Here is a 19,393-nt window from a genome sequence, read left to right on the forward strand (position 1 = left end):
CGATGTTGCTGCCTCCGACACGCCGGAGACCGCAACATCCCTGATCCTGCGCCGACCTTGACGACGAACGCCGCCCCTCTGGAGATCGGAACCCCGGGTTTGGCGCCCCCGGCCACCAAGATCGCACTCGAACCAGTATGTAGTGGCCTCGGCGACGCACCGAGGCCACTACATCGAGGATCAAGCGCGATCTTGGGGTGTTCTGGGATCGGCCGAGGGAGCAGAGCCGAACCTCAGGCGGTCAGTCGGGGGTCGCGAGCTGGTCGCCGACCGCGCGCTGAAGCACCTGGGTGACGTTCCACCGCTTGCAGGGGGTGGGCCGCTCTCAGGCGTCGGCCGGAACTCCCTCGACTGCCGTCCGAAGCGCCGCGTGCGCCTTTTCGAGCACGGTCCGCCACTGCCCCGCCGCCATCCCGCTCATTGTTCTGCCCTCTCCGCCGGCTTCCAGCGAGCTGACCCACCCACTGTCGCAGCGGAATATTCCGCTCCATTTGATGAGCGAACCGGAATGATCCGTTCCACTACTTTCGGAGCTGGTCTGGAAACGCGTCGAGCGCGGCACCCGGACGGGTACCGCGCTCGACGAAGTGGGATCGGTCAGACGTTGAAGCCGAGGGAGCGAAGCTGGTCCCGACCCTCGTCAGTGATCTTGTCCGGGCCCCACGGCGGGAGCCACACCCAGTTGATCCGGATGTCGTTGACCAGGCCACCGCCGGGGCCGGTGGTCAGCGCCTGCCGGGTCTGGTCCTCGATGACGTCGGTCAGCGGGCAGGCCGCCGAGGTGAGCGTCATGTCCAGGGTGGCGACGTTCTCGTCGTCGACGTGGACGCCGTACACGAGGCCAAGGTCGACCACGTTGATGCCGAGCTCCGGGTCGACGACGTCCTTCATCGCCTCCTCGATGTCGGCGATCATGGCCTTGCTGACGCCGCCCGCAGGAGCGGCGGCGTCAGAGGTGCCGTCGGTCGTCGCGGCGTCGGTCTGCGGCACCACAGTGGTGTCACCGGCCTCCGGCGTCGCCTCAGTAGCAGCGATGTGCTCGCTCATGCCGTCCCTCCGCTTCGCTGCGTGATGCCGCAAGGCACCACTGTGTCATTCGCTCGCTGACGCTCGCTCACGCCTTCACCTCCGGGCTCACGCCCACACCGGCGCGTGCCGCGGCGTCCTTGAACGCCATCCACGGCAGCAGCGCGCACTTGACCCGGGCGGGGTAACGGGCCACGCCCGCGAAAGCAACCCCGTCACCGAGCACGTCCTCGTCCGGCGTGACCTGGCCACGTCCGGACATCAACTCCACGAACGCCTCGTGCACCTCGAATGCTTCCCCGGCGCCCCGACCACGCAGCAACTCGTGCAGCACACTCGCCGACGCCTGGCTGATCGAGCAGCCCATCCCGTCGTACGAGATGTCGTGCAGCACGGTGCCGTCGGTGGCCACCCGGACGGTGACCTCGTCACCGCAGGTGGGGTTGACGTGGTGCGCCTCCGCGACCTGGTCGCCCGGGTCGTCGGCATCGCGCAGGCCACGCCCGTGCGGGCGCTTGTAGTGGTCCAGGATGATCTCCTGGTAGAGCTGGTCGAGCTGCATCAGTCGAACACCTTCCGTACCTGCTCCAGACCGGCCACCAGAGCATCGATCTCCTCGGTGGTGGTGTAGAGGTAGAACGAGGCCCGGGTCATGGCGGGGACGCCGAACCGGCTGCACACCGGCTTGGCACAGTGGTGACCCACCCGCACCTGCACGCCGAGCGAGTCGAGCACCTGACCCACGTCGTGCGGGTGCACGTCGCCGAGCGCGAACGAGATGGTGCCACCCCGGCCCACCGGCACTGTCGGGCCGAAGATCCGCAGGTCCGGCACCGAGCCGAAGGCGTCCAGCGCATACGCCGTCAGCTCCTTCTCGTGCCACTGGATGGCCCGCATCCCGACGCCGGTCAGGTAGTCCACCGCCGCGCCCAACGCGACCGCCTCGGCGATCGGCGGGGTGCCGGCCTCGAACCGGGCCGGCGGGGCGGCGAACGTCGAGCGGCCCATGGTGACCGTCTCGATCATCGAGCCGCCACCCATCACCGGCGGCATGGCCGCCAGCAGCTCGGCCCGGCCCCAGAGCACACCGATGCCGGTCGGGCCGCACATCTTGTGGCCGGTGAACACGATGTAGTCGGCGTCCAGGTCGACCACGTCGAGGGGCAGGTGCGGCGCCGACTGCGAGCAGTCCAGCAGCAGCAGCGCGCCCACCTCGCGGACCCGAGCGGTGATCCGGGAGGTCGCGTTGACAGTGCCCAGGATGTTCGACACGTGCACCAACGAGACGATCTTCGTCCGTTCGGTGACCAGGTCCTCCAGGCCCGACTCGTCCAGCCGGCCCTGGTCGGTGACCGGGAACCAGCGCAGAGTCGCGCCGGTGCGCTCACAGAGCAGCTGCCACGGGACGATGTTCGAGTGGTGCTCCATCTCGGAGATCACCACCTCGTCGCCGGGACCGAGCCGGAACCGGGGGTCGGCGTCCGCGCGCAGCGAGGCGTTCGAGAAGGCGTACGCCACGATGTTGATCGCCTCGGTGGAGTTCTTGGTGAACACCACCTCGTCGACGCTCGGCGCGTTGATGAACGCGGCGACCTTCGCCCGCGCCCCCTCGTACGCTTCGGTGGCCTCGGTGCCCAGGGTGTGCACCGACCGCGACACGTTCGCGTTGTGCCGCGCGTAGTGCTCGTCGAGCACGTCGAGCACCTGGCGCGGTTTGTGGGAGGTGTTGGCGCTGTCGAGGTAGACCAGCGGATGCCCGTTGATCTCCCGGTCCAGGATCGGGAAATCGGCGCGCACCCGGGCCACGTCGAAACGCGGCACGTCGTCGTACTGCGGCATCCCCTCGGGGATCGCGATGCTGGTCATCTCGGCAGCGCCTCTTTCGCTCAGGCCTTGGCCGTGCCGGCCCCGGCGGCGTACCGCTCGTAGCCCTCGGCCTCGAGCTTGTCGGCCAGCTCCGGGCCGCCCTGCTCGACGATCCGGCCGGCCACGAAGACGTGCACGAAGTCCGGCTTGATGTAGCGCAGGATCCGCGTGTAGTGGGTGATCAGCAGCACGCCGGTGTCGCCGTTGTCGCGGACCCGGTTGACGCCCTCGCTGACCACGCGCAGCGCGTCCACGTCGAGGCCGGAGTCGGTCTCGTCGAGGATCGCGATCTTCGGCTTGAGCAGCTCCAGCTGGACGATCTCGTGCCGCTTCTTCTCACCACCGGAGAAGCCCTCGTTGACGTTGCGCTGGGCGAACGCCGGGTCCATCTGGAGGCGCTCCATGGCGCCGCGCAGCTCGCCGCCCCAGGTACGGAGCTTCGGCGCCTCGCCGTCGATGGCGGTCTTCGCGGTCCGCAGGAAGTTCGCCACCGAGACGCCGGGCACCTCGACCGGGTACTGCATGGCCAGGAAGAGACCGGCGCGGGCGCGCTCGTCGACAGTCATCGCCAGCACGTCCTCGCCGTCGAGGGTCACCGTACCGCCGGTGATCTCGTACTTGGGGTGGCCGGCGATCGAGTACGCCAGGGTGGACTTGCCGGAACCGTTCGGGCCCATGATCGCGTGGGTCTCGCCCGACTTCACGGTCAGGTCGACGCCGGCCAGGATCGGCTTGAGCTCACCCTCGGGCAGCTTGACCGACACCTTCAGGTCGCGGATCTCCAGGGTGCTCATTATCGGGTCACTCCATTACTCGGCGTCAGGCTGAGGTAGATGTCGCCGTCGCGGACTTCGACGGGGTAGACGGGGACGGGTTCGGTGGCGGGCAGGCCGGTCGGCTCGCCGGTGCGCAGGTCGAAGCGCGAGCCGTGCAACCAGCACTCGAGCGTGCAGCCGTCGACCTCGCCCTCGGAGAGCGCGACAGCGGCGTGCGAGCACTCGTCGTACGCGGCGTAGAAGTTGCCGTCCTCGCCGTGCACCAGGGCGATCGGGGTGCCCTCGACGTCCGCGCTGATCGCGGTGCCCTTCGGCACGTCCTCGGTGGAGCAGAGCCGGATCATCAAGCGCCGGCCTTGGTCAGCCGGGCCTCGATCGCGTCGCCGAGGCTCTCCCGCAGCGACTCCACCGGGATCTTGTTGATCAGCTCGGCGAAGAAGCCACGGACCACCAGCCGGCGGGCCTCGCTCTCCGGGATGCCCCGGGCCATCAGGTAGAACAGCTGCTCGTCGTCGAAGCGGCCGGTCGCGCTGGCGTGACCGGCGCCGGCGATCTCGCCGGTCTCGATCTCCAGATTGGGTACGGAGTCCGCCCGCGCACCGTCGGTGAGCAGCAGGTTCCGGTTGATCTCGTACGTGTCGGTGCCGGTCGCCTCGGCCTGGATGAGCACGTCGCCCACCCAGACGGTGTGCGCGCTCTCGCCCTGCAGAGCGCCCCGGTAGCCGACGTAGCTGCGGCAGTCCGGCACGTTGTGGTCGACCAGCTGCCGGTGCTCCAGGTGCTGGCCGGAGTCGGCGAAGTAGACGCCGTACAGCTCGGCCTCGCCCCCGCGCCCGGTGTATTCCACGCTGGTGAACTGCCGGACCAGGTCGCCACCCAGGGAGACCTGGATGTGGATGGCCTTGGCGTCCCGACCCAGCTTGATCTTCAGGTGCTGGGCCTGGACCGCGTCGTCGGCCCAGTCGGCGACAGTGACCAGCGTCAGCTTCGCGCCATCGGCCACGGCGACCTCGACGTTGTCGGCCAGGGTGGCCGACCCGACGTGCTCCAGCACCACTGTCGCCTCGGCGAACCGGCCCACCTCGACGAAGGTGTGACCGAACGCCGGCTGCTCGACGCCCTCGCCGACCACCCGCAGCCGTACCGCCTCGCCGAGCACCACGTCGGGGTCCACCCGCAGCAGCAGTGCGTCCGCGGCGGCACCGTAAGCCAACGCGCTGACCCGGTCGACCGGGATCAGCACACTGCCGACGCGCTCGTCGTCACGGCCGACCCGGGTGATGGCGACACCCTCGGGCAGGTCGCCGTACTCGTGTCGGACCGCGCCGGTCGCGGCCGGCGCGTCGCCGGTAAGGCCGCGCAGGCGCTTGAGCGGGGTGAAGCGCCACTCCTCCTCCAGGCCGGTGAGGGCCGGGAAGTCGGCGACGTCGTACGAGCGCAGCGCCTGCGACTTGGTGCTGGGCGGCGGCGCGGAAGCCTGGGTAGTCATGTCTTCCTTGGTCTGTCTGTTCCGTGACGACGAGTTGGGGCCGGATGTGACGGGCCGAGGTTCCGACCCGTCACGAGGGAGCGGCGGCGTCAGCCGACCGCGCCCTCCATCTGAAGCTCGATCAGGCGGTTGAGCTCCAGGGCGTACTCCATCGGGAGCTCCTTGGCGATCGGCTCGATGAAGCCGCGCACGATCATCGCCATCGCCTCGTCCTCGCTCAGGCCCCGGCTCATCAGGTAGAAGAGCTGGTCATCACTGATCTTGGAGACGGTCGCCTCGTGCCCCATCGACACGTCGTCCTCACGGATGTCGACGTACGGGTAGGTGTCCGAGCGGGAGATCGTGTCGACCAGCAGCGCGTCGCACTTGACAGTGCTCCGGCTGTGGTGCGAACCCTCCAGCACCTGCACCAGACCCCGGTACGAGGTGCGGCCGCCGCCACGGGCGATCGACTTCGACACGATGGTCGAGGAGGTGTGCGGCGCGGCGTGCACCATCTTGGCGCCGGCGTCCTGGTGCTGACCCTCGCCGGCCATCGCCACCGAGAGCACCTCGCCCTTGGCGTGCTCGCCGGTCATGTAGACCGCCGGGTACTTCATGGTCACCTTGGAGCCGATGTTGCCGTCGACCCACTCCATGGTCGCGCCCTCGTGGCAGACGGCGCGCTTGGTGACCAGGTTGTAGACGTTGTTCGACCAGTTCTGGATGGTCGTGTAGCGGCAGCGCGCGTTCTTCTTGACGATGATCTCCACGACCGCGCTGTGCAGCGAGTCGGAGGAGTACATCGGCGCGGTGCAGCCCTCGACGTAGTGCACGTACGCGCCCTCGTCGACGATGATCAGCGTCCGCTCGAACTGGCCCATGTTCTCCGTGTTGATCCGGAAGTAGGCCTGCAGCGGGATGTCCACGCGCACGCCCTTCGGCACGTAGATGAACGAGCCGCCGGACCACACGGAGGTGTTCAGCGCGGCGAACTTGTTGTCGCCGACCGGGATCACCGTGCCGAAGTACTCCTTGAAGACGTCCTCGTGCTCGCGCAGCGCCGTGTCGGTGTCCAGGAAGAGGACGCCCTGCTCCTCAAGGTCCTCACGGATCTTGTGGTAGACGACCTCCGACTCGTACTGCGCCGCGACACCGGCGACCAGCCGCTGCTTCTCCGCCTCCGGGATGCCCAGCCGGTCGTAGGTGTTCTTGATGTCCTCGGGCAGGTCCTCCCAGCTGGTGGCCTGCTTCTCGGTCGACCGGACGAAGTACTTGATGTTGTCGAAGTCGATCCCGGTGAGGTCCGCGCCCCACGCCGGCATTGGCTTACGGCCGAACAGCCGCAGGCCCTTCAGCCGCAGGTCGAGCATCCACGCCGGCTCGTTCTTCTTGGCCGAGATGTCCCGCACCACCGCCTCGTTGATGCCACGCTGGGCGACAGCCCCGGCGGCGTCCGGGTCGGACCAGCCGTACTCGTACCGGCCCAGGGCGGCGAGCTGCTCTTCCTGGGTCAGGGGCTGGACGATCTGCTCGGTCATCTATCTGTCCTCACAGTGGTTACGGGATTACCGGATTGAGCACGGCCCGGCTGGGTCGGGATGTGCGTGGTGCACACCCCGTCGCCGTGCGCGATGGTGGCCAGACGCTGCACGTGGGTGCCGACCAGACGGGAGATGACCGCGGTCTCGGCCTCGCACAGCTGAGGAAACTCGGCGGCCACGTGAGCCACCGGGCAGTGGTGCTGACAGAGCTGGCCGCCAGAGGCGATCGTGGTCGCATTGGCAGCGTAACCCTCGCCCGTGAGCGCTGCGGCAAGTGCCTCGGCTCGGGCGAGAGGGTCGTCGCCCGCATCCTCCATGGCCGCCCGACAGCGGGACTCGAGAGCGGACACCTGCTCGGTGGCGAACGCCTCCACCGCGTCCGGGCCGCCGCTGCGGGCGATCCAACGCAGCGCGGCGGTGGCCATGTTGTCGTAGTGGTGGGTGCCACAGCGGACCCGGGCGGCCTCGGTCAGCAGGAACACCTTCGCCGGGCGGCCCCGACCGCGACTGCCCTGCACGGGCTGCTCGCGGGCGTACACGTCACCATCCGCAAGCATCGCGTCGAGGTGTCGGCGAATCGCCGCCGGGCTGAGCCCGAGCGCCGCGCCAAGCTGCGCGGCGGTGGTGGCACCCTGCTCCAACAGCAACTGGGTGACCCGATCCCGGGTGGAGACCTCGGCCGCCGCCGGCCCGGCGGGGCCGACCGGCGTGGTCACGGCAGGCGCGGACGCGGACGCACCGACGGCCGGCACGGCCGTCGGTTGGTGCCCGGAGAGCGCCGCCGCGTTTTTCACAACGCCAACGTTACGTAATTACCCGGAGGGTCGCAAACCCGGGCCCCGGTGATCCCAACCACCGCACCGACGGAGTCGGACGAACCTCGATCACTACGGTGCGTAGGATTTGCGCCGTGAACCGAATCGTCCGTCCGGTCTCCGGCATCCTGCTGCGCCGCCTCGCGCTCGCCTCGATCATCGCGAACGTGGGCATCGTCGTCACCGGCGGGGCCGTCCGACTGACCGCCTCGGGCCTCGGCTGCCCCACCTGGCCCCGGTGCACAGACGATTCCTACGTCACCACGCCGGAGATGGGCGTGTACGGCGTCATCGAGTTCGGCAACCGGATGCTGACCTTCGCGGTGGGTCTGATCGCGCTGGCCACGCTGCTGGCCGTACTGCTGCACCGGCCCCGCCGACCCGGGCTCCTCGCACTGGCCGTGGCGGTCTTCCTGGGCATCCCCGCCCAGGCGGTGCTCGGCGGCATCACCGTGCTGACCAACCTCAACCCGTGGGTGGTCGGGCTGCACTTCCTCGCCTCGATGGCCGTGATCGCCGCCGCGTACGCCCTCTGGCGACGCATCGGCGACCCCGACGGCCCGACCGTGGCCGTGGTGCCCGCACCGCTGCGCGCGCTGGCCCGGGTCACCACCGGCGTCACCGTCGCCGTGCTGGTCGTCGGCACCTGGGTCACCGGCAGCGGCCCGCACGCCGGCGACCACGGCGCCGCCCGCAACGGGCTCGACCCGGAGACGATCTCCCAGGTGCACGCGGACGGGGTCTTCCTGCTGATCGGCCTGTCGGTGGCGCTGATCTTCGCGTTCCGCGCCGTCGGTGCGCAGCGGGCCACCCGCGCCGCGATCATCCTGGTCGCCGTGGAGTTGGGCCAGGGCCTGATCGGCTTCGTGCAGTACTTCACCCACGTGCCGGCGCTCCTGGTCGGGGCACACATGCTCGGCTCCTGCCTGGTACTGCTGGCCGCGCTGTCGGTGCAGTGGTCCACCCGGGAACGCCGCCCGGTCGCGCCGGCCCCCCAGGCCACCCCGACCGACGCCGCCGCCCCGGTACCAGTCACCGCCTGACCGCCCCGCGCCCCGCGCCCCGCGCCCCGCGCCCCGCGCCCAAGATCCGAGCAACATCCCCGATATTGCTGCCTCCGACCCGCCGGAGACAGCAACGTCCCTGATCCTGCGCGGATCTTGACGACGAACGCCGCCCCTGGGGAGACCGGAACCCCGCCCCTGGCGCCCCCGGCCACCAAGATCGCACTCGAACCAGGATGTAGTGGCCACGGAACGCCGGGAAGCCACTAGAACCAAGATGTTGCGCAATCTTGCCGGCGGCAGCACGGACGCGCGGACGCGCGGCAGCCGGACGCACGAGCGCGCGGCGCGGGCGGCCGTTCGGGAGTGGCTTGTTGTGTGAGTGGTTAGGCGTTGCGGGCCAGGTGAGTGGTGATCGCGGTGGCGAGGCGCTCGGGGGCGCCGTCCGCGTACCCGATGAAGAGCGACGGCTCGGTCAGCTCCAGCTCGACCAGGACCGGCTCGCCGTCCGCACCGGGGATCAGGTCGACCCGGGCGTAGAGCAGCTGTCGGGTGCCGCCGGGCACCGTCGCGAGGGTCTGCTCGGCCACCGCCAACTGCTCGGGGCGAGCGGTGCGGGCGGTGATCTCTTCGGCCCTGTACAGCCCGTCCGGACCGAGGTCCGGCCCGGACAGCATCGGACCCTTGCGGATCGCGTGGCTGAACGCGAGCCCTTCGGGGCCGGCCAGGAAGAGCAGAGCCGTCTCGCCTTCGGTGTCGACGGCCCGCAGGTACGGCTGGACCATGGTGACCCGGCCGGCCTCGGAGAGTCGGCGAACGTGTGCGGCGGCCAGGTCGCGGTGCTCCGGGTCGGCCAGGTCGTACCGGCCGGTGTCCTGACTGCCGGCGCTGACGGCGGGTTTGAGCACGTACTCGCCGGTCTCGGCGGGCGGCTGCCAGCTCTCCCCCGGCATGATCCAGGCTGTTGGCACGGTTGGCACGCCGGCGGCGCTCAGCTCGGCGAGGTAGCGCTTGTCGGTGTTCCAGCGAACCACGTCGGCCGGGTTGACGAGCGTCGGCACGGTCGACGCCCAGGACACGAACTCGTCGCGGCGCAGCGCGTAGTCCCAGGGTGAGCGGAGCACGACCAGGTCAAAGGAAGACCAGTCGACGTCGGGGTCGTCCCAGACGGCGGCTTGGACGGCGACGCCACGGGCGGCGAGCGGGGCGAGGACCAGCCGGTCGTCCGGGTCGAGGTCGGCCAGGTCGGAGCAGGTGACGAGAGCGACCCGGGGTTCCCCCCGGGTCGACTGGTGATATGTGGTCAATTCAGCTGTCTGTTCAGCGGGCCATCGTGCGCCGGGCCATCGACCGCCAGAGGTCGTTGCTCGGACGCATCTGGTCCATCAGTTCACGCTCCCAGGCGTTCTCGACGGTGACTCCCGCCTTGGCGCACGCCTCCCGGGCGGTGACGGTGTCGTCGGCGAACTGGTCGCCCCACTCACCGTCGGCACCGACCAGGACGATTCGCGCGCCGCGCTTGCCGACGTACTCGATGACCGCCTTCGCGCCGCCGTGTTCTGCGGCGAACGCCTTGAGACCCGCAACCAGGCTTTGGGGCGCCTGCTCGCCGGCGGTCTGCTCAGCGGTCAGCGTCGTATCGGAACCATCTGCCATGACGCGAAGCCTAAGCAGACTTGCACCCCGTCGGGCGAGAACCATGAACCTTTTGTGATGCCAATTACCTACAGGTTTAAGGACGACCACAGGTTTGCTGTCCGGTTATTTACCGACTTTTACGCCCAAAGCGCGTCGGCAAACCGCCCCCCAACCCTCCCAGGTTGAGCCGATCCGACTCATGCAGAAAGTTACTCTGATGTGACGTTAAACCCGGACAACTCATCCACGTCCGTGATTAGTCAGTAGATCAGCGGCATCGATCGCCGCCGACCCGAGCCGCTGGGTGCCAGCTGGGCTGACAACCTGGCAGGACGGACAACGCCGCAGACGGCCATCGCGAGGGCCGGGAAGCCGAACGCGGCGCGGTGGAAGGCAGCGAGCGGAGCCGACGGGCGCAGGCCACCGCACGTGGACAGCGGGAGCGGAGTCGGCCGGGACGGGTCAGATCAGCGCGTCGAGCGCGACGGCCACGAAGACGATCGTCAGGTACGTCGTCGACCAGTGGAACAGCCGCATCGGCTTGACCGCCTCGCCGCGCGTCGCGCGCCGGCAGAGTCGGTGTGCCTCGAGGATGAAGATGGCGCCCACCACCAGGGTCGGCGCCCCGTAGATCGCGCTGAGCCCCAGCGGCCAGACGGCCAGGGAGGTGAGCACGGTGAGCCACGCGAAGATCAGAATCTCGGCGTTCACCCGACGGATCGAGGCCACCACCGGCAGCATCGGGATGCCGGCCCGGGCGTAGTCGTCCTTGTACTTCATGGCGAGCGGGTAGAAGTGCGGCATCTGCCAGAAGAAGACCACAGCGAAGAGCCCCCAGGCGGCCGGCGCCAGTGAGCCGGTCACCGCGGCCCACCCGATCAGCACCGGTGCCGCCCCGCAGGCGCCGCCCCAGAAGGTGTTCGTCGGGGTGGAACGCTTGAGCCACAGGGTGTAGACGAGGTCGTAGTAGGCGATCGCGGCGAGGGTCAGCCCGGCGGCCAGCAGGTTGGTGAACGCCGCCATCAGGGCTACGGACACCGCCGCCAGCACCAGACCGAAGATCAGCGCGCTCCGCGGCGACACGGTGTGTGCCGGCAGCGGCCGACGCTTGGTACGCCGCATCAACTGGTCGATGTCGCGGTCGATGTAGCAGTTGAGGACGCTTGCCGCACCGGCGGCGAGCGAGCCGCCGATCAGCACGATGGCCATCAGCCACAGCGACGGCAGCCCACCCTCGGCGAGCATCATCGCCGGGATGGTGGTGACCAGCAGCAACTCGACGATCCGCGGCTTGGTGAGCGACACGTACGCCGAGAGAACCGCGCGTACGTCCCGTCGGGCCACCGGGCCTTCGGCCGCCCGCGCCGGGTGTGGCCCGGCCGGGTTGCTCGCGGGGCGCTCGGTGATCATGCTCACGGATTGCCACCTTCCGGCATCGGGCACGGGGAGATCGGATCGGTCGGGACCGCACGGATCCGCATACCGCCCCACACACTACGCGTCGTCGTTTTGGCTGCCCGGCCGACCCGACAACGGTGCGGGCCGTCACACCACCGGGTTGAACCGAGCATCCGGATGGTCACGTAGCGCACACCATGCGCAGATCCCCGGGCGCATGTTTAGGGACGCTCGATAAGGTCATCGGTGAGGGTTCCGCCCATCTGCCGAGGAGCACAACCATCGTGGCTGTTAAACGACCCGAGCACCCCGCACTGAACTGGTCCGACCTCGATCGCCGGGCCGTAGACACCGTCCGCGTGCTGGCCATGGACGCCGTAGAGAAATCCGGCAACGGTCACCCGGGCACCGCGATGAGCCTCGCGCCCGCGGCGTACCTCCTCTTCAACCGCGTCATGCGGCACAACCCGGCCGACCCGAACTGGCCCGGCCGCGACCGGTTCGTCCTCTCCGCCGGGCACTCCAGCCTGACGCTCTACATCCAGCTGTTCCTCTCCGGTTACCCGCTGAGCCTGGACGACCTCAAGTCGCTGCGGCAGTGGGGCTCGCAGACGCCGGGGCACCCCGAGCACGGGCACACGCCGGGCGTGGAGACCACCACCGGCCCGCTCGGGCAGGGTCTGGGCAACGCGGTCGGCATGGCCATGGCGGCCCGCCGCGAGCGCGGCCTGTTCGACCCCGAGGCCGAGCTCGGCGCGTCCGTCTTCGACCACGACATCTGGTGCATCGTCTCCGACGGTGACATCGAGGAGGGCATCAGCCACGAGGCCAGCGCCCTCGCCGGGCACCAGCAGCTGGGCAACCTCACGGTGATCTACGACGACAACGAGATCTCCATCGAGGACGACACCCGGATCGCCAAGAGCGAGGACGTGGCCGCCCGCTACGAGGCGTACGGCTGGCACGTGCAGACTGTCGACTGGCGCAGCGGCGACGCCGACCAGGGCGACTACCACGAGGACGCCGAGGCGCTGTACGCGGCGCTGGTGGCCGCCAAGGCGGAGACCGCCCGCCCCTCCTTCATCGCGCTGCGCACCATCATCGGCTGGCCCGCGCCCAACAAGCAGAACACCGGCAAGATCCACGGTTCGGCACTCGGCGCCGATGAGGTGAAGGCCACCAAGCGGATCCTCGACTTCGACCCGGAGCAGACCTTCCAGGTCGACGAGGAGGTGCTCAGCCACGCCCGCACCGTGATGGGGCGCGGCGACGCGGCCGAGCAGGAGTGGACCGCCGCGTTCGACGCCTGGAAGAAGGCCAACCCGGAGCGCACCGCGCTCTACGAGCGGTTGGCTGGCCGCGTACTCCCCGACGGCTGGACCGACGCGTTGCCGGTCTTCCCTGCGGACGCCAAGGGTGTGGCCACCCGGGCCGCTTCCGGCAAGGTGCTGGAGGCGCTCGCGCCGGTGCTCCCGGAGCTGTGGGGCGGCTCGGCCGACCTGGCCGAGAGCAACAACACCACGATGAAGGGCGAGCCGTCCTTCATCCCGGCCGCCCATGCCACCAAGGACTTCCCCGGCCACGAGTACGGCCGCACGCTGCACTTCGGCATCCGTGAGCACGCCATGGGCGCGATCCTCAACGGCATCGCCCTGCACGGCGGCACCCGCCCCTACGGCGGCACGTTCCTGGTGTTCAGCGACTACATGCGTCCGTCGGTGCGGCTGGCCGCGCTGATGAAGCTGCCGGTGACCTACGTCTGGACGCACGACTCGATCGGCCTCGGCGAGGACGGCCCGACCCACCAGCCGGTGGAGCACCTGACCGCGCTGCGCGCCATTCCCGGCCTGGACGTGGTCCGCCCGGCCGACGCCAACGAGACCGCCTGGGCGTGGCGGCAGGCGCTGGAGCACACCGACCGGCCCACCGCGCTGGCGTTGAGTCGTCAGCCGCTGCCGACCCTGGACCGCGACGTCCTGGGCAGCGCGGAGGGCGTGACCAAGGGTGGTTACGTATTGGCCGAGGCGTCCAACGGCAAGCCCCAGGTGATCATCGTGGGCACCGGCTCCGAGGTGCAGCTCTGCCTGACCGCCCGTGAGCGGCTGGAGGCCGACGGCACCCCGACCCGGGTCGTCTCGATGCCGTGCCAGGAGTGGTTCTACGAGCAGGACGAGGCGTACCGGGAATCGGTGCTCCCCCGCGGGGTAAAGGCACGGGTGAGCGTGGAGGCGGGCATCGCGATGTCCTGGCGCGGCATCGTCGGTGACCTGGGCGAGAGCGTCAGCATCGAGCACTACGGCGCGAGTGCCCCGCACACCGTGCTCTTCGAGCAGTTCGGGTTCACCGGTGACCGGATCGTGGCGGCGGCACACGCCTCGCTGGCCCGGGTGGGCGACATCACCGGTTTCACGACCGGCAACTGAGGGAGCGTGGACGGCATGACCGACAAGCTGAATGAGCTGACCGCCGCGGGAGTGGCGGTCTGGCTCGACGACCTTTCCCGGGTACGACTGAGCTCCGGCGGGCTGGACCAGCTCCGCCGCGAGAAGCACGTGGCCGGTGTCACCACCAACCCGACGATCTTCGCCAAGGCCCTGAGCGACGCCGACGAGTACAACTGGCAACTGCGCGACCTCGCTACTCGTGACGTGGACGTGGAAGAGGCCGTCCGCATGCTCACCACGTACGACGTGCGGTGGGCCTGCGACGTGATGCGCCCGTCGTACGACGGCAGCGACGGCGTCGACGGCCGCGTCTCGATCGAGGTGGACCCCCGCAGCGCGCACGACGCGGACAAGACCGTCGCCGAGGCCAAGGCGCTGTGGTGGCTTGTCGACCGGCCCAACCTCTACATCAAGATCCCGGCCACCGAGGAGGGCCTGTCGGCGATCACCGACACGCTCGCCGAGGGAATCAGCGTGAACGTGACGCTGATCTTCGGTCTGGACCGCTACTCGGCGGTCATGGAGGCCTTCCTCGCCGGCCTGGAGCAGGCCAAGGCCAACGGCCACGACCTGTCGAAGATCGGCTCGGTCGCGTCCTTCTTCGTCTCCCGGGTCGACGCCGAGGTCGACAAGCGGCTGGAGAAGATTGGCTCCGAGCAGGCCAAGTCGCTCAGGGGTAAGGCCGCCGTCGCCAACGCCCAACTGGCGTACGAGCGCTACACGGAGGTGTTCGCCTCGGACCGCTGGAAGGCGCTCGCCGCAGCCGGCGCGCACCCGCAGCGGCCGCTGTGGGCGTCCACCTCGACGAAGAACCCGGACTACAAGGACACCATCTACGTCGAGGAGCTGATCGCCCCCGGCACTGTCAACACGATGCCGGAGTCGGTCGTCAACGCGTACGCCGATCATGGCGAGACCCGCGGTGACACCGTCACCGGGGCCTACGACGCGGCCCGGAAGGTCTTCGCGGACCTGGAGTCGGTCGGGGTGGACATGGCCGACGTGATCGTCACCCTGGAGCGCGAGGGCGTGGAGAAGTTCGAGGTCAGCTGGCAGGAGCTGCTCGACGGGGTGACCAAGTCGCTGAAGGCCGCGGCGCAGGGCACCGGCGCGCCGAACAAGGCCGCCAAGGGCAACGCCAAGGCCGCCGACAAGGCGGGTGGCGCATGAGCGACCTGCTTGCAGGGCCGGTGGAGGCAGCCGCCGGGCTCTCCGTGTACGGCGCGGACGCGGTCGACAAGGCCGCGCCGGCCTCGACCCGGGACGCGCTGGTCAAGGCCGGCGTCCCGGGCAAGCTGGCGGGCAAGGACGCCAGCCTGTGGGGTCCGGACGCCGAGGCCGAGGCCAAGATCCGGCTGGGCTGGGTGGACACCCACCGGCGCAGCCGCGAGCTGCTCGTCCAGTTGGCCGAGCTGAGCGCGGAGCTGGCCGACCTGGATCACGTGGTGCTCGCCGGCATGGGCGGCTCTTCGCTCGCGCCCGAGGTGATCACCCAGACGCTGGGTCGCCCGTTGACGGTGCTGGACACCACCGACCCGGGCCAGGTCCGGGCGGCGCTCGGTGACCGGCTGGAGCGCACCGTCGTGGTGGTGGCCAGCAAGTCCGGGTCGACGGTGGAGACCGACAGCCACCGGCGCGCGTACTGGCAGGCGTTCCTGGACGCCGGGATGACCGAGGCGGAGGCCGGCCGGCACTTCGTCATCGTCACCGACCCGGGTTCGCCGCTGGAGGCCACCGCGGCCGAGATGGGCGCGTTCACGGTGCTCGCCGACCCGAACGTCGGCGGCCGCTACTCGGCGCTCACCGCGTTCGGTCTGGTGCCCTCGGCGCTGGCCGGGGTCGAGGTCGCGGAGCTGCTCGACCAGGCCGACGCGCTGGCCACGTCGCTCGGCGCGGACCAGAACAACCCGGCGCTGGCGCTGGGCGCCGCTCTGGGCGCGGCGGCAACGCTCGCCCGGGACAAGGTCGCCCTGGTGTCCGACGGCACCGGCATCGACGGGCTCGGCGACTGGGCCGAGCAGCTGATCGCCGAGTCGACGGGCAAGGCCGGGGTGGGCATCCTGCCGGTGGTCGTGGAGTCTCCGCAGAGCCCCGGCGCCACCGGCGCGGACGTGCTGACGATCAGCTACGGCGGCGCGCTGGCCCCTGGTGACATGCCGGGCGGCGGGGCCACCCCGGACGTGGCCGTCAACGGCCCGCTGGGCGCGCAGTTCCTGGCCTGGGAGTACGCCACCGCGGTGGCCGGTGTGGTGCTCGGCATCGACCCGTTCAACCAGCCCAACGTCACCGAGTCCAAGGAGAACACCAACAAGATCCTGGCCTCGGGCCTGCCGGCGGAGACGCCGTCGTTCACCGAGGGCGCGGTCGAGGTGTACGCCCCGCAGGGCGCCCCCGGGGACCTGGCCGGTGTGCTGCGCTGGCTGCTCGACGGGCTGGGCGACGACGGTTACCTCGCGGTGATGGCGTACCTCGACCGGTTCGCCGACGCCGACACGGCCAAGCTGCGGTCGCTGCTGGCGCAGGCGGGTGGCCGACCGGTCACCTTCGGCTGGGGTCCGCGCTTCCTGCACTCGACTGGCCAGTACCACAAGGGCGGCCCGCAGGTGGGCAGCTATCTCCAGGTGACCGGCGCGGTCGCCGAGGACCTGGCGGTGCCGGGCAAGCCGTACACCTTCGGTGAGTTGCAGGCGGCGCAGGCCGCCGGCGACCGGCAGGCTCTCGCCGGTCGGGAGCGGCCGTTGCTGCGGTTGCACCTCACCGACCGGGCCTCCGGTGTCGCCCAACTACTGGATGCGGCCGGTGATCTGCGGGCGTGAGGATGGACGACGTGACTGAGGCGGAGCCAGGAGGCGGTTCGGTGAACCCGCTGCGCGACCCGCAGGACCGCCGGTTGCCCCGGATCCCGGAGCCCTGTGCTCTGGTGATCTTCGGGGTGACCGGCGACCTGGCCCGCAAGAAACTGCTCCCTGCGGTCTACGACCTGGCCAACCGGGGGCTGTTGCCGCCGGGCTTCGTGGTGCTCGGTTTCGCGCGCCGGGACTGGGGTGACGGCGACTTCGAGACGTTGGCCTGCGAGGCTGCCCGCAAGCACGCCCGCACGCCGTGGCGGGACGAGGTGTGGGCGCGGCTGGCCGGCAACATCAAGTTCGTTGGCGGTTCGTTCGACGACGACGCCGCCTTCGACACCCTCGCCTCGACGCTTGACGATCTGCGCCAGACCCACGGCATCACCGGCAACGCGGCGTTCTACTTCTCCATCCCGCCGGCCGCGTTCCCTGTCGTGCTCAAGCAGTTGGCCCGCACCGGGATGGCCGACAACGACAAGTCCGGCGGTTGGCGCCGGGTCGTGGTGGAGAAGCCGTTCGGTAACGACCTGCCCTCGGCGAAGGCCCTCAACGACCTCGTCGACGACGTGTTCACCCGGGAGGACGTCTTCCGGATCGACCACTACCTGGGCAAGGAGACGGTTCAGAACATCCTCGCCCTGCGGTTCGCCAACAACCTGTTCGAGCCGCTGTGGAACTCGAAGTACGTCGACTCGGTGCAGATCACCATGGCGGAGGACGTCGGCATCGGCAGCCGCGCCGGCTTCTACGACACCGTCGGCACCGCCCGCGACGTGCTGCAGAACCACCTTCTCCAGCTCCTCGCCCTGGTGGCGATGGAGGAGCCGACCAGCTTCGACGCCGACGAGATCCGGGCTGAGAAGTTGAAGGTGCTCAAGGCCATCACCCTGCCGAAGGACGTCGCCCGGGACACCGTCCGCGGTCAGTACCTGCCGGGCTGGGTCGGCGGCGAACGCGCTGTCGGTTACCTGGAAGAGCGGGACGTCCCCGCCGACTCCACCACTGAGACGTACGTGGCGGTGCGGTTGGGCATCCAGAACCGCCGCTGGGCGGAGGTGCCGTTCTACATCCGGGCCGGCAAGCGGCTGCCCCGGCGGGTCACCGAGGTCGCCATCATGTTCAAGAAGGCGCCGCACCTGCCGTTCAACGACGCCGACATGGAGTCGCTGGGCAACAACCAGCTGGTCATCCGGGTGCAGCCGGACGAGGGCGTGGTGCTCAAGTTCGGCTCGAAGGTGCCGGGCACGACAATGGAGGTCCGCGACATCGCGATGGACTTCCAGTACGGCGAGGCGTTCACCGAGTCCAGCCCCGAGGCGTACGAGCGTCTGGTGCTGGACGTGCTGATCGGCGACCGCACCCTGTTCCCGGACGCGGCCGAGGTCGAGCAGAGCTGGCAGGTGATCGACCCCCTGGAGCACGCCTGGGAGGGCACCACCCCGGAGCCGTACCGGGCCGGCGAGTGGGGCCCCCGGGCCTCCGACGAGATGCTGGCCCGCGAGGGCCGCGCCTGGAGACGAGCATGATCGGGCTGTGGGACACCACCGGCAACGAGGTGGTCAAGGCGCTCGCCGCCGAGCGGCGCAGCGCCGGCGGGGTGGCCAGCGGCATGGCGCTCACCCTCATCGTGGTGGTGGACGAGAAGCGGGTCCGGGAGGCTGAGGCCGCGGCGACGATCGCCGCCGCGGCGCACCCGTGCCGCCTCGTGGTGGTGGTCCGCTCGGAGATCGAGCGGGACCGCAACCGACTGGACGCGGAGATCGTGGTCGGTGGCCGGCTCGGCCCGTGCGAGGCGGTGGTCACCCGGATGTACGGCCGGTTGTCCCTGCACGCCGAGTCGGTGGTGATGCCGCTGCTCGTTCCCGACGTACCGGTGGTCACCTGGTGGCACGGCGAGCCGCCGGCGGAGATCGCCACCGACTTCCTCGGGGTGGTGGCCGACCGGAGGATCACCGACTCCGCGCAGGCCGCCGACCCGTTGGAGGCGCTGCGGCAGCGGGCCCGGGACTACGCCCCGGGCGACACCGACCTGGCGTGGACCCGGATCACCCCGTGGCGCACCCTGGTCGCCGGGGCGTTCGACACCACCAACGCCCAGGTCACCGAGGCGACGATCGTCGCGCCTCCCACTGATCCGACGGCGGCGCTGATGGCCGGTTGGCTGTCCAGCCGGCTCGGCATCACCCCACGCCGGGTGGACAGCAACGAGTTCCCCCGGATGCGGGAGGTGCAGCTCAGCTGCGCCAACGGCGATCAGCTGACGCTGACCCGCGAGGACAGCATGGCCGTGTTCCGGCGCACGGGCCAGGACGACCGGGCCCTGCCGCTGGTACGCCGCCCGCTCGGCGACGAACTGGCCGAGGAGCTGCGCCGGCTGGACGCCGACCAGGTGTACGCGGAGGCGCTGGGCGCGACGGTCGGGCTGCGAGGTCTGGATCAGCGCCCCGCGCAGCGGGTCCACGTCTGGAAGGATCCGGCCACCGCACAGCGCGCCGAGGCCGGGGTGACCGCGCACGTCGGCACGAGCGGCGAGGGCTGAGCCCAGCCGGGGCACAACGTCGGGCAGGG

The 19,393-nt window shown here is 70.1% G+C and carries 17 protein-coding genes; 6 read left to right on the top strand and 11 right to left on the bottom strand.

Going from position 1 to position 19,393, the window contains the following annotated elements:
- Positions 1-597: 597 nt before the first annotated feature.
- The 8 genes from ACFYPG_RS26895 to ACFYPG_RS26930 form a co-directional block, all read right to left on the bottom strand.
- Entirely contained in the window at positions 598-1,047 is a 450-nt protein-coding gene (locus tag ACFYPG_RS26895; RefSeq protein WP_355009957.1) for a metal-sulfur cluster assembly factor, read from the bottom strand.
- A gap of 67 nt (positions 1,048-1,114) precedes the next feature.
- A complete protein-coding gene (gene sufU / locus ACFYPG_RS26900; RefSeq protein WP_091403700.1) occupies positions 1,115-1,588 on the bottom strand; it encodes a Fe-S cluster assembly sulfur transfer protein SufU in 474 nt (157 codons plus the stop codon).
- Positions 1,588-2,892 (bottom strand): cysteine desulfurase, encoded by a 1,305-nt coding sequence (locus tag ACFYPG_RS26905; protein WP_355009956.1) that lies wholly within the window; start codon positions 2,890-2,892, stop codon positions 1,588-1,590. Before ACFYPG_RS26905 ends, sufU begins: the two co-directional genes overlap by 1 nt.
- Positions 2,893-2,912: 20 nt before the next feature.
- Entirely contained in the window at positions 2,913-3,686 is a 774-nt protein-coding gene (sufC, locus tag ACFYPG_RS26910; protein ID WP_112677399.1) for a Fe-S cluster assembly ATPase SufC, read from the bottom strand.
- A complete protein-coding gene (locus ACFYPG_RS26915) occupies positions 3,686-4,012 on the bottom strand; it encodes a non-heme iron oxygenase ferredoxin subunit (protein ID WP_387354267.1) in 327 nt (108 codons plus the stop codon). The genes sufC and ACFYPG_RS26915 overlap by 1 nt, the downstream gene beginning before the upstream one ends.
- On the bottom strand, positions 4,012-5,157 hold the full coding sequence (sufD, locus tag ACFYPG_RS26920) for a Fe-S cluster assembly protein SufD (protein WP_355009954.1): 1,146 nt from the start codon (positions 5,155-5,157) through the stop codon (positions 4,012-4,014). The genes ACFYPG_RS26915 and sufD overlap by 1 nt, the downstream gene beginning before the upstream one ends.
- Positions 5,158-5,246: 89 nt before the next feature.
- On the bottom strand, positions 5,247-6,677 hold the full coding sequence (gene sufB, locus ACFYPG_RS26925; RefSeq protein WP_238680026.1) for a Fe-S cluster assembly protein SufB: 1,431 nt from the start codon (positions 6,675-6,677) through the stop codon (positions 5,247-5,249).
- Positions 6,674-7,474, bottom strand: a complete 801-nt coding sequence (locus ACFYPG_RS26930; RefSeq protein ID WP_387354268.1) for a helix-turn-helix transcriptional regulator — start codon at positions 7,472-7,474, stop codon at positions 6,674-6,676. The genes sufB and ACFYPG_RS26930 overlap by 4 nt, the downstream gene beginning before the upstream one ends.
- A gap of 98 nt (positions 7,475-7,572) precedes the next feature.
- Here ACFYPG_RS26930 and ACFYPG_RS26935 point away from each other — a divergent pair, with 98 nt between their 5' ends.
- Positions 7,573-8,538, top strand: coding sequence for a heme A synthase (locus ACFYPG_RS26935; protein WP_387354269.1), 966 nt, complete (start codon positions 7,573-7,575; stop codon positions 8,536-8,538).
- Positions 8,539-8,885: 347 nt separating this feature from the next.
- On the opposite strand, the gene ACFYPG_RS26940 is transcribed toward ACFYPG_RS26935, so the two are convergent.
- From ACFYPG_RS26940 to ACFYPG_RS26950, 3 genes are all read right to left on the bottom strand, one after another.
- A complete protein-coding gene (locus ACFYPG_RS26940) occupies positions 8,886-9,806 on the bottom strand; it encodes a RimK family alpha-L-glutamate ligase (RefSeq protein ID WP_387354270.1) in 921 nt (306 codons plus the stop codon).
- 13 nt (positions 9,807-9,819) lie between these two features.
- Positions 9,820-10,155 carry a hypothetical protein gene (locus ACFYPG_RS26945; protein WP_355009951.1) on the bottom strand — a complete coding sequence of 112 codons (336 nt, stop codon included), beginning with the start codon at positions 10,153-10,155 and terminating at the stop codon, positions 9,820-9,822.
- Positions 10,156-10,599: 444 nt separating this feature from the next.
- Positions 10,600-11,553 (bottom strand): heme o synthase, encoded by a 954-nt coding sequence (locus tag ACFYPG_RS26950; protein WP_355009950.1) that lies wholly within the window; start codon positions 11,551-11,553, stop codon positions 10,600-10,602.
- A 266-nt stretch (positions 11,554-11,819) separates the two neighbouring features.
- Between ACFYPG_RS26950 and tkt the strand changes: the two genes are divergently transcribed.
- The 5 genes from tkt to ACFYPG_RS26975 are packed head-to-tail and all read left to right on the top strand — an operon-like array spanning position 11,820 to position 19,364.
- Positions 11,820-13,958, top strand: a complete 2,139-nt coding sequence (tkt, locus tag ACFYPG_RS26955) for a transketolase (protein WP_355009949.1) — start codon at positions 11,820-11,822, stop codon at positions 13,956-13,958.
- Between the two features lie 15 nt (positions 13,959-13,973).
- On the top strand, positions 13,974-15,149 hold the full coding sequence (gene tal / locus ACFYPG_RS26960) for a transaldolase (RefSeq protein WP_355009948.1): 1,176 nt from the start codon (positions 13,974-13,976) through the stop codon (positions 15,147-15,149).
- The gene (locus ACFYPG_RS26965; RefSeq protein WP_387354271.1) at positions 15,146-16,795 is read left to right on the top strand and encodes a glucose-6-phosphate isomerase; all 1,650 of its coding nucleotides are present in this window, start codon (positions 15,146-15,148) and stop codon (positions 16,793-16,795) included. The genes tal and ACFYPG_RS26965 overlap by 4 nt, the downstream gene beginning before the upstream one ends.
- A 2-nt stretch (positions 16,796-16,797) precedes the next feature.
- Positions 16,798-18,351: a glucose-6-phosphate dehydrogenase gene (zwf, locus tag ACFYPG_RS26970; RefSeq protein ID WP_355009946.1), complete on the top strand. Its 1,554-nt coding sequence runs from the start codon at positions 16,798-16,800 to the stop codon at positions 18,349-18,351.
- Complete coding sequence (locus ACFYPG_RS26975) at positions 18,348-19,364, top strand: glucose-6-phosphate dehydrogenase assembly protein OpcA (protein WP_355009945.1); 1,017 nt, start codon at positions 18,348-18,350, stop codon at positions 19,362-19,364. The genes zwf and ACFYPG_RS26975 overlap by 4 nt, the downstream gene beginning before the upstream one ends.
- Positions 19,365-19,393 lie beyond the last annotated feature (29 nt).

It is taken from the genome of Micromonospora sp. NPDC005553 (assembly GCF_042871765.1).
GTDB lineage: Bacteria > Actinomycetota > Actinomycetes > Mycobacteriales > Micromonosporaceae > Micromonospora.

Excerpts from the sequence above, each read along its gene's own strand:
- ACFYPG_RS26895 (WP_355009957.1), bottom strand. The coding sequence starts at position 1,047 with ATGAGCGAGCACATCGCTGCTACTGAGGCGACGCCGGAGGCCGGTGAC.
- sufU (WP_091403700.1), bottom strand. The coding sequence starts at position 1,588 with ATGCAGCTCGACCAGCTCTACCAGGAGATCATCCTGGACCACTACAAG.
- ACFYPG_RS26905 (WP_355009956.1), bottom strand. The coding sequence starts at position 2,892 with ATGACCAGCATCGCGATCCCCGAGGGGATGCCGCAGTACGACGACGTG.
- sufC (WP_112677399.1), bottom strand. The coding sequence starts at position 3,686 with ATGAGCACCCTGGAGATCCGCGACCTGAAGGTGTCGGTCAAGCTGCCC.
- ACFYPG_RS26915 (WP_387354267.1), bottom strand. The coding sequence starts at position 4,012 with ATGATCCGGCTCTGCTCCACCGAGGACGTGCCGAAGGGCACCGCGATC.
- sufD (WP_355009954.1), bottom strand. The coding sequence starts at position 5,157 with ATGACTACCCAGGCTTCCGCGCCGCCGCCCAGCACCAAGTCGCAGGCG.
- sufB (WP_238680026.1), bottom strand. The coding sequence starts at position 6,677 with ATGACCGAGCAGATCGTCCAGCCCCTGACCCAGGAAGAGCAGCTCGCC.
- ACFYPG_RS26945 (WP_355009951.1), bottom strand. The coding sequence starts at position 10,155 with ATGGCAGATGGTTCCGATACGACGCTGACCGCTGAGCAGACCGCCGGC.
- tal (WP_355009948.1), top strand. The coding sequence starts at position 13,974 with ATGACCGACAAGCTGAATGAGCTGACCGCCGCGGGAGTGGCGGTCTGG.
- ACFYPG_RS26965 (WP_387354271.1), top strand. The coding sequence starts at position 15,146 with ATGAGCGACCTGCTTGCAGGGCCGGTGGAGGCAGCCGCCGGGCTCTCC.
- zwf (WP_355009946.1), top strand. The coding sequence starts at position 16,798 with ATGGACGACGTGACTGAGGCGGAGCCAGGAGGCGGTTCGGTGAACCCG.
- ACFYPG_RS26975 (WP_355009945.1), top strand. The coding sequence starts at position 18,348 with ATGATCGGGCTGTGGGACACCACCGGCAACGAGGTGGTCAAGGCGCTC.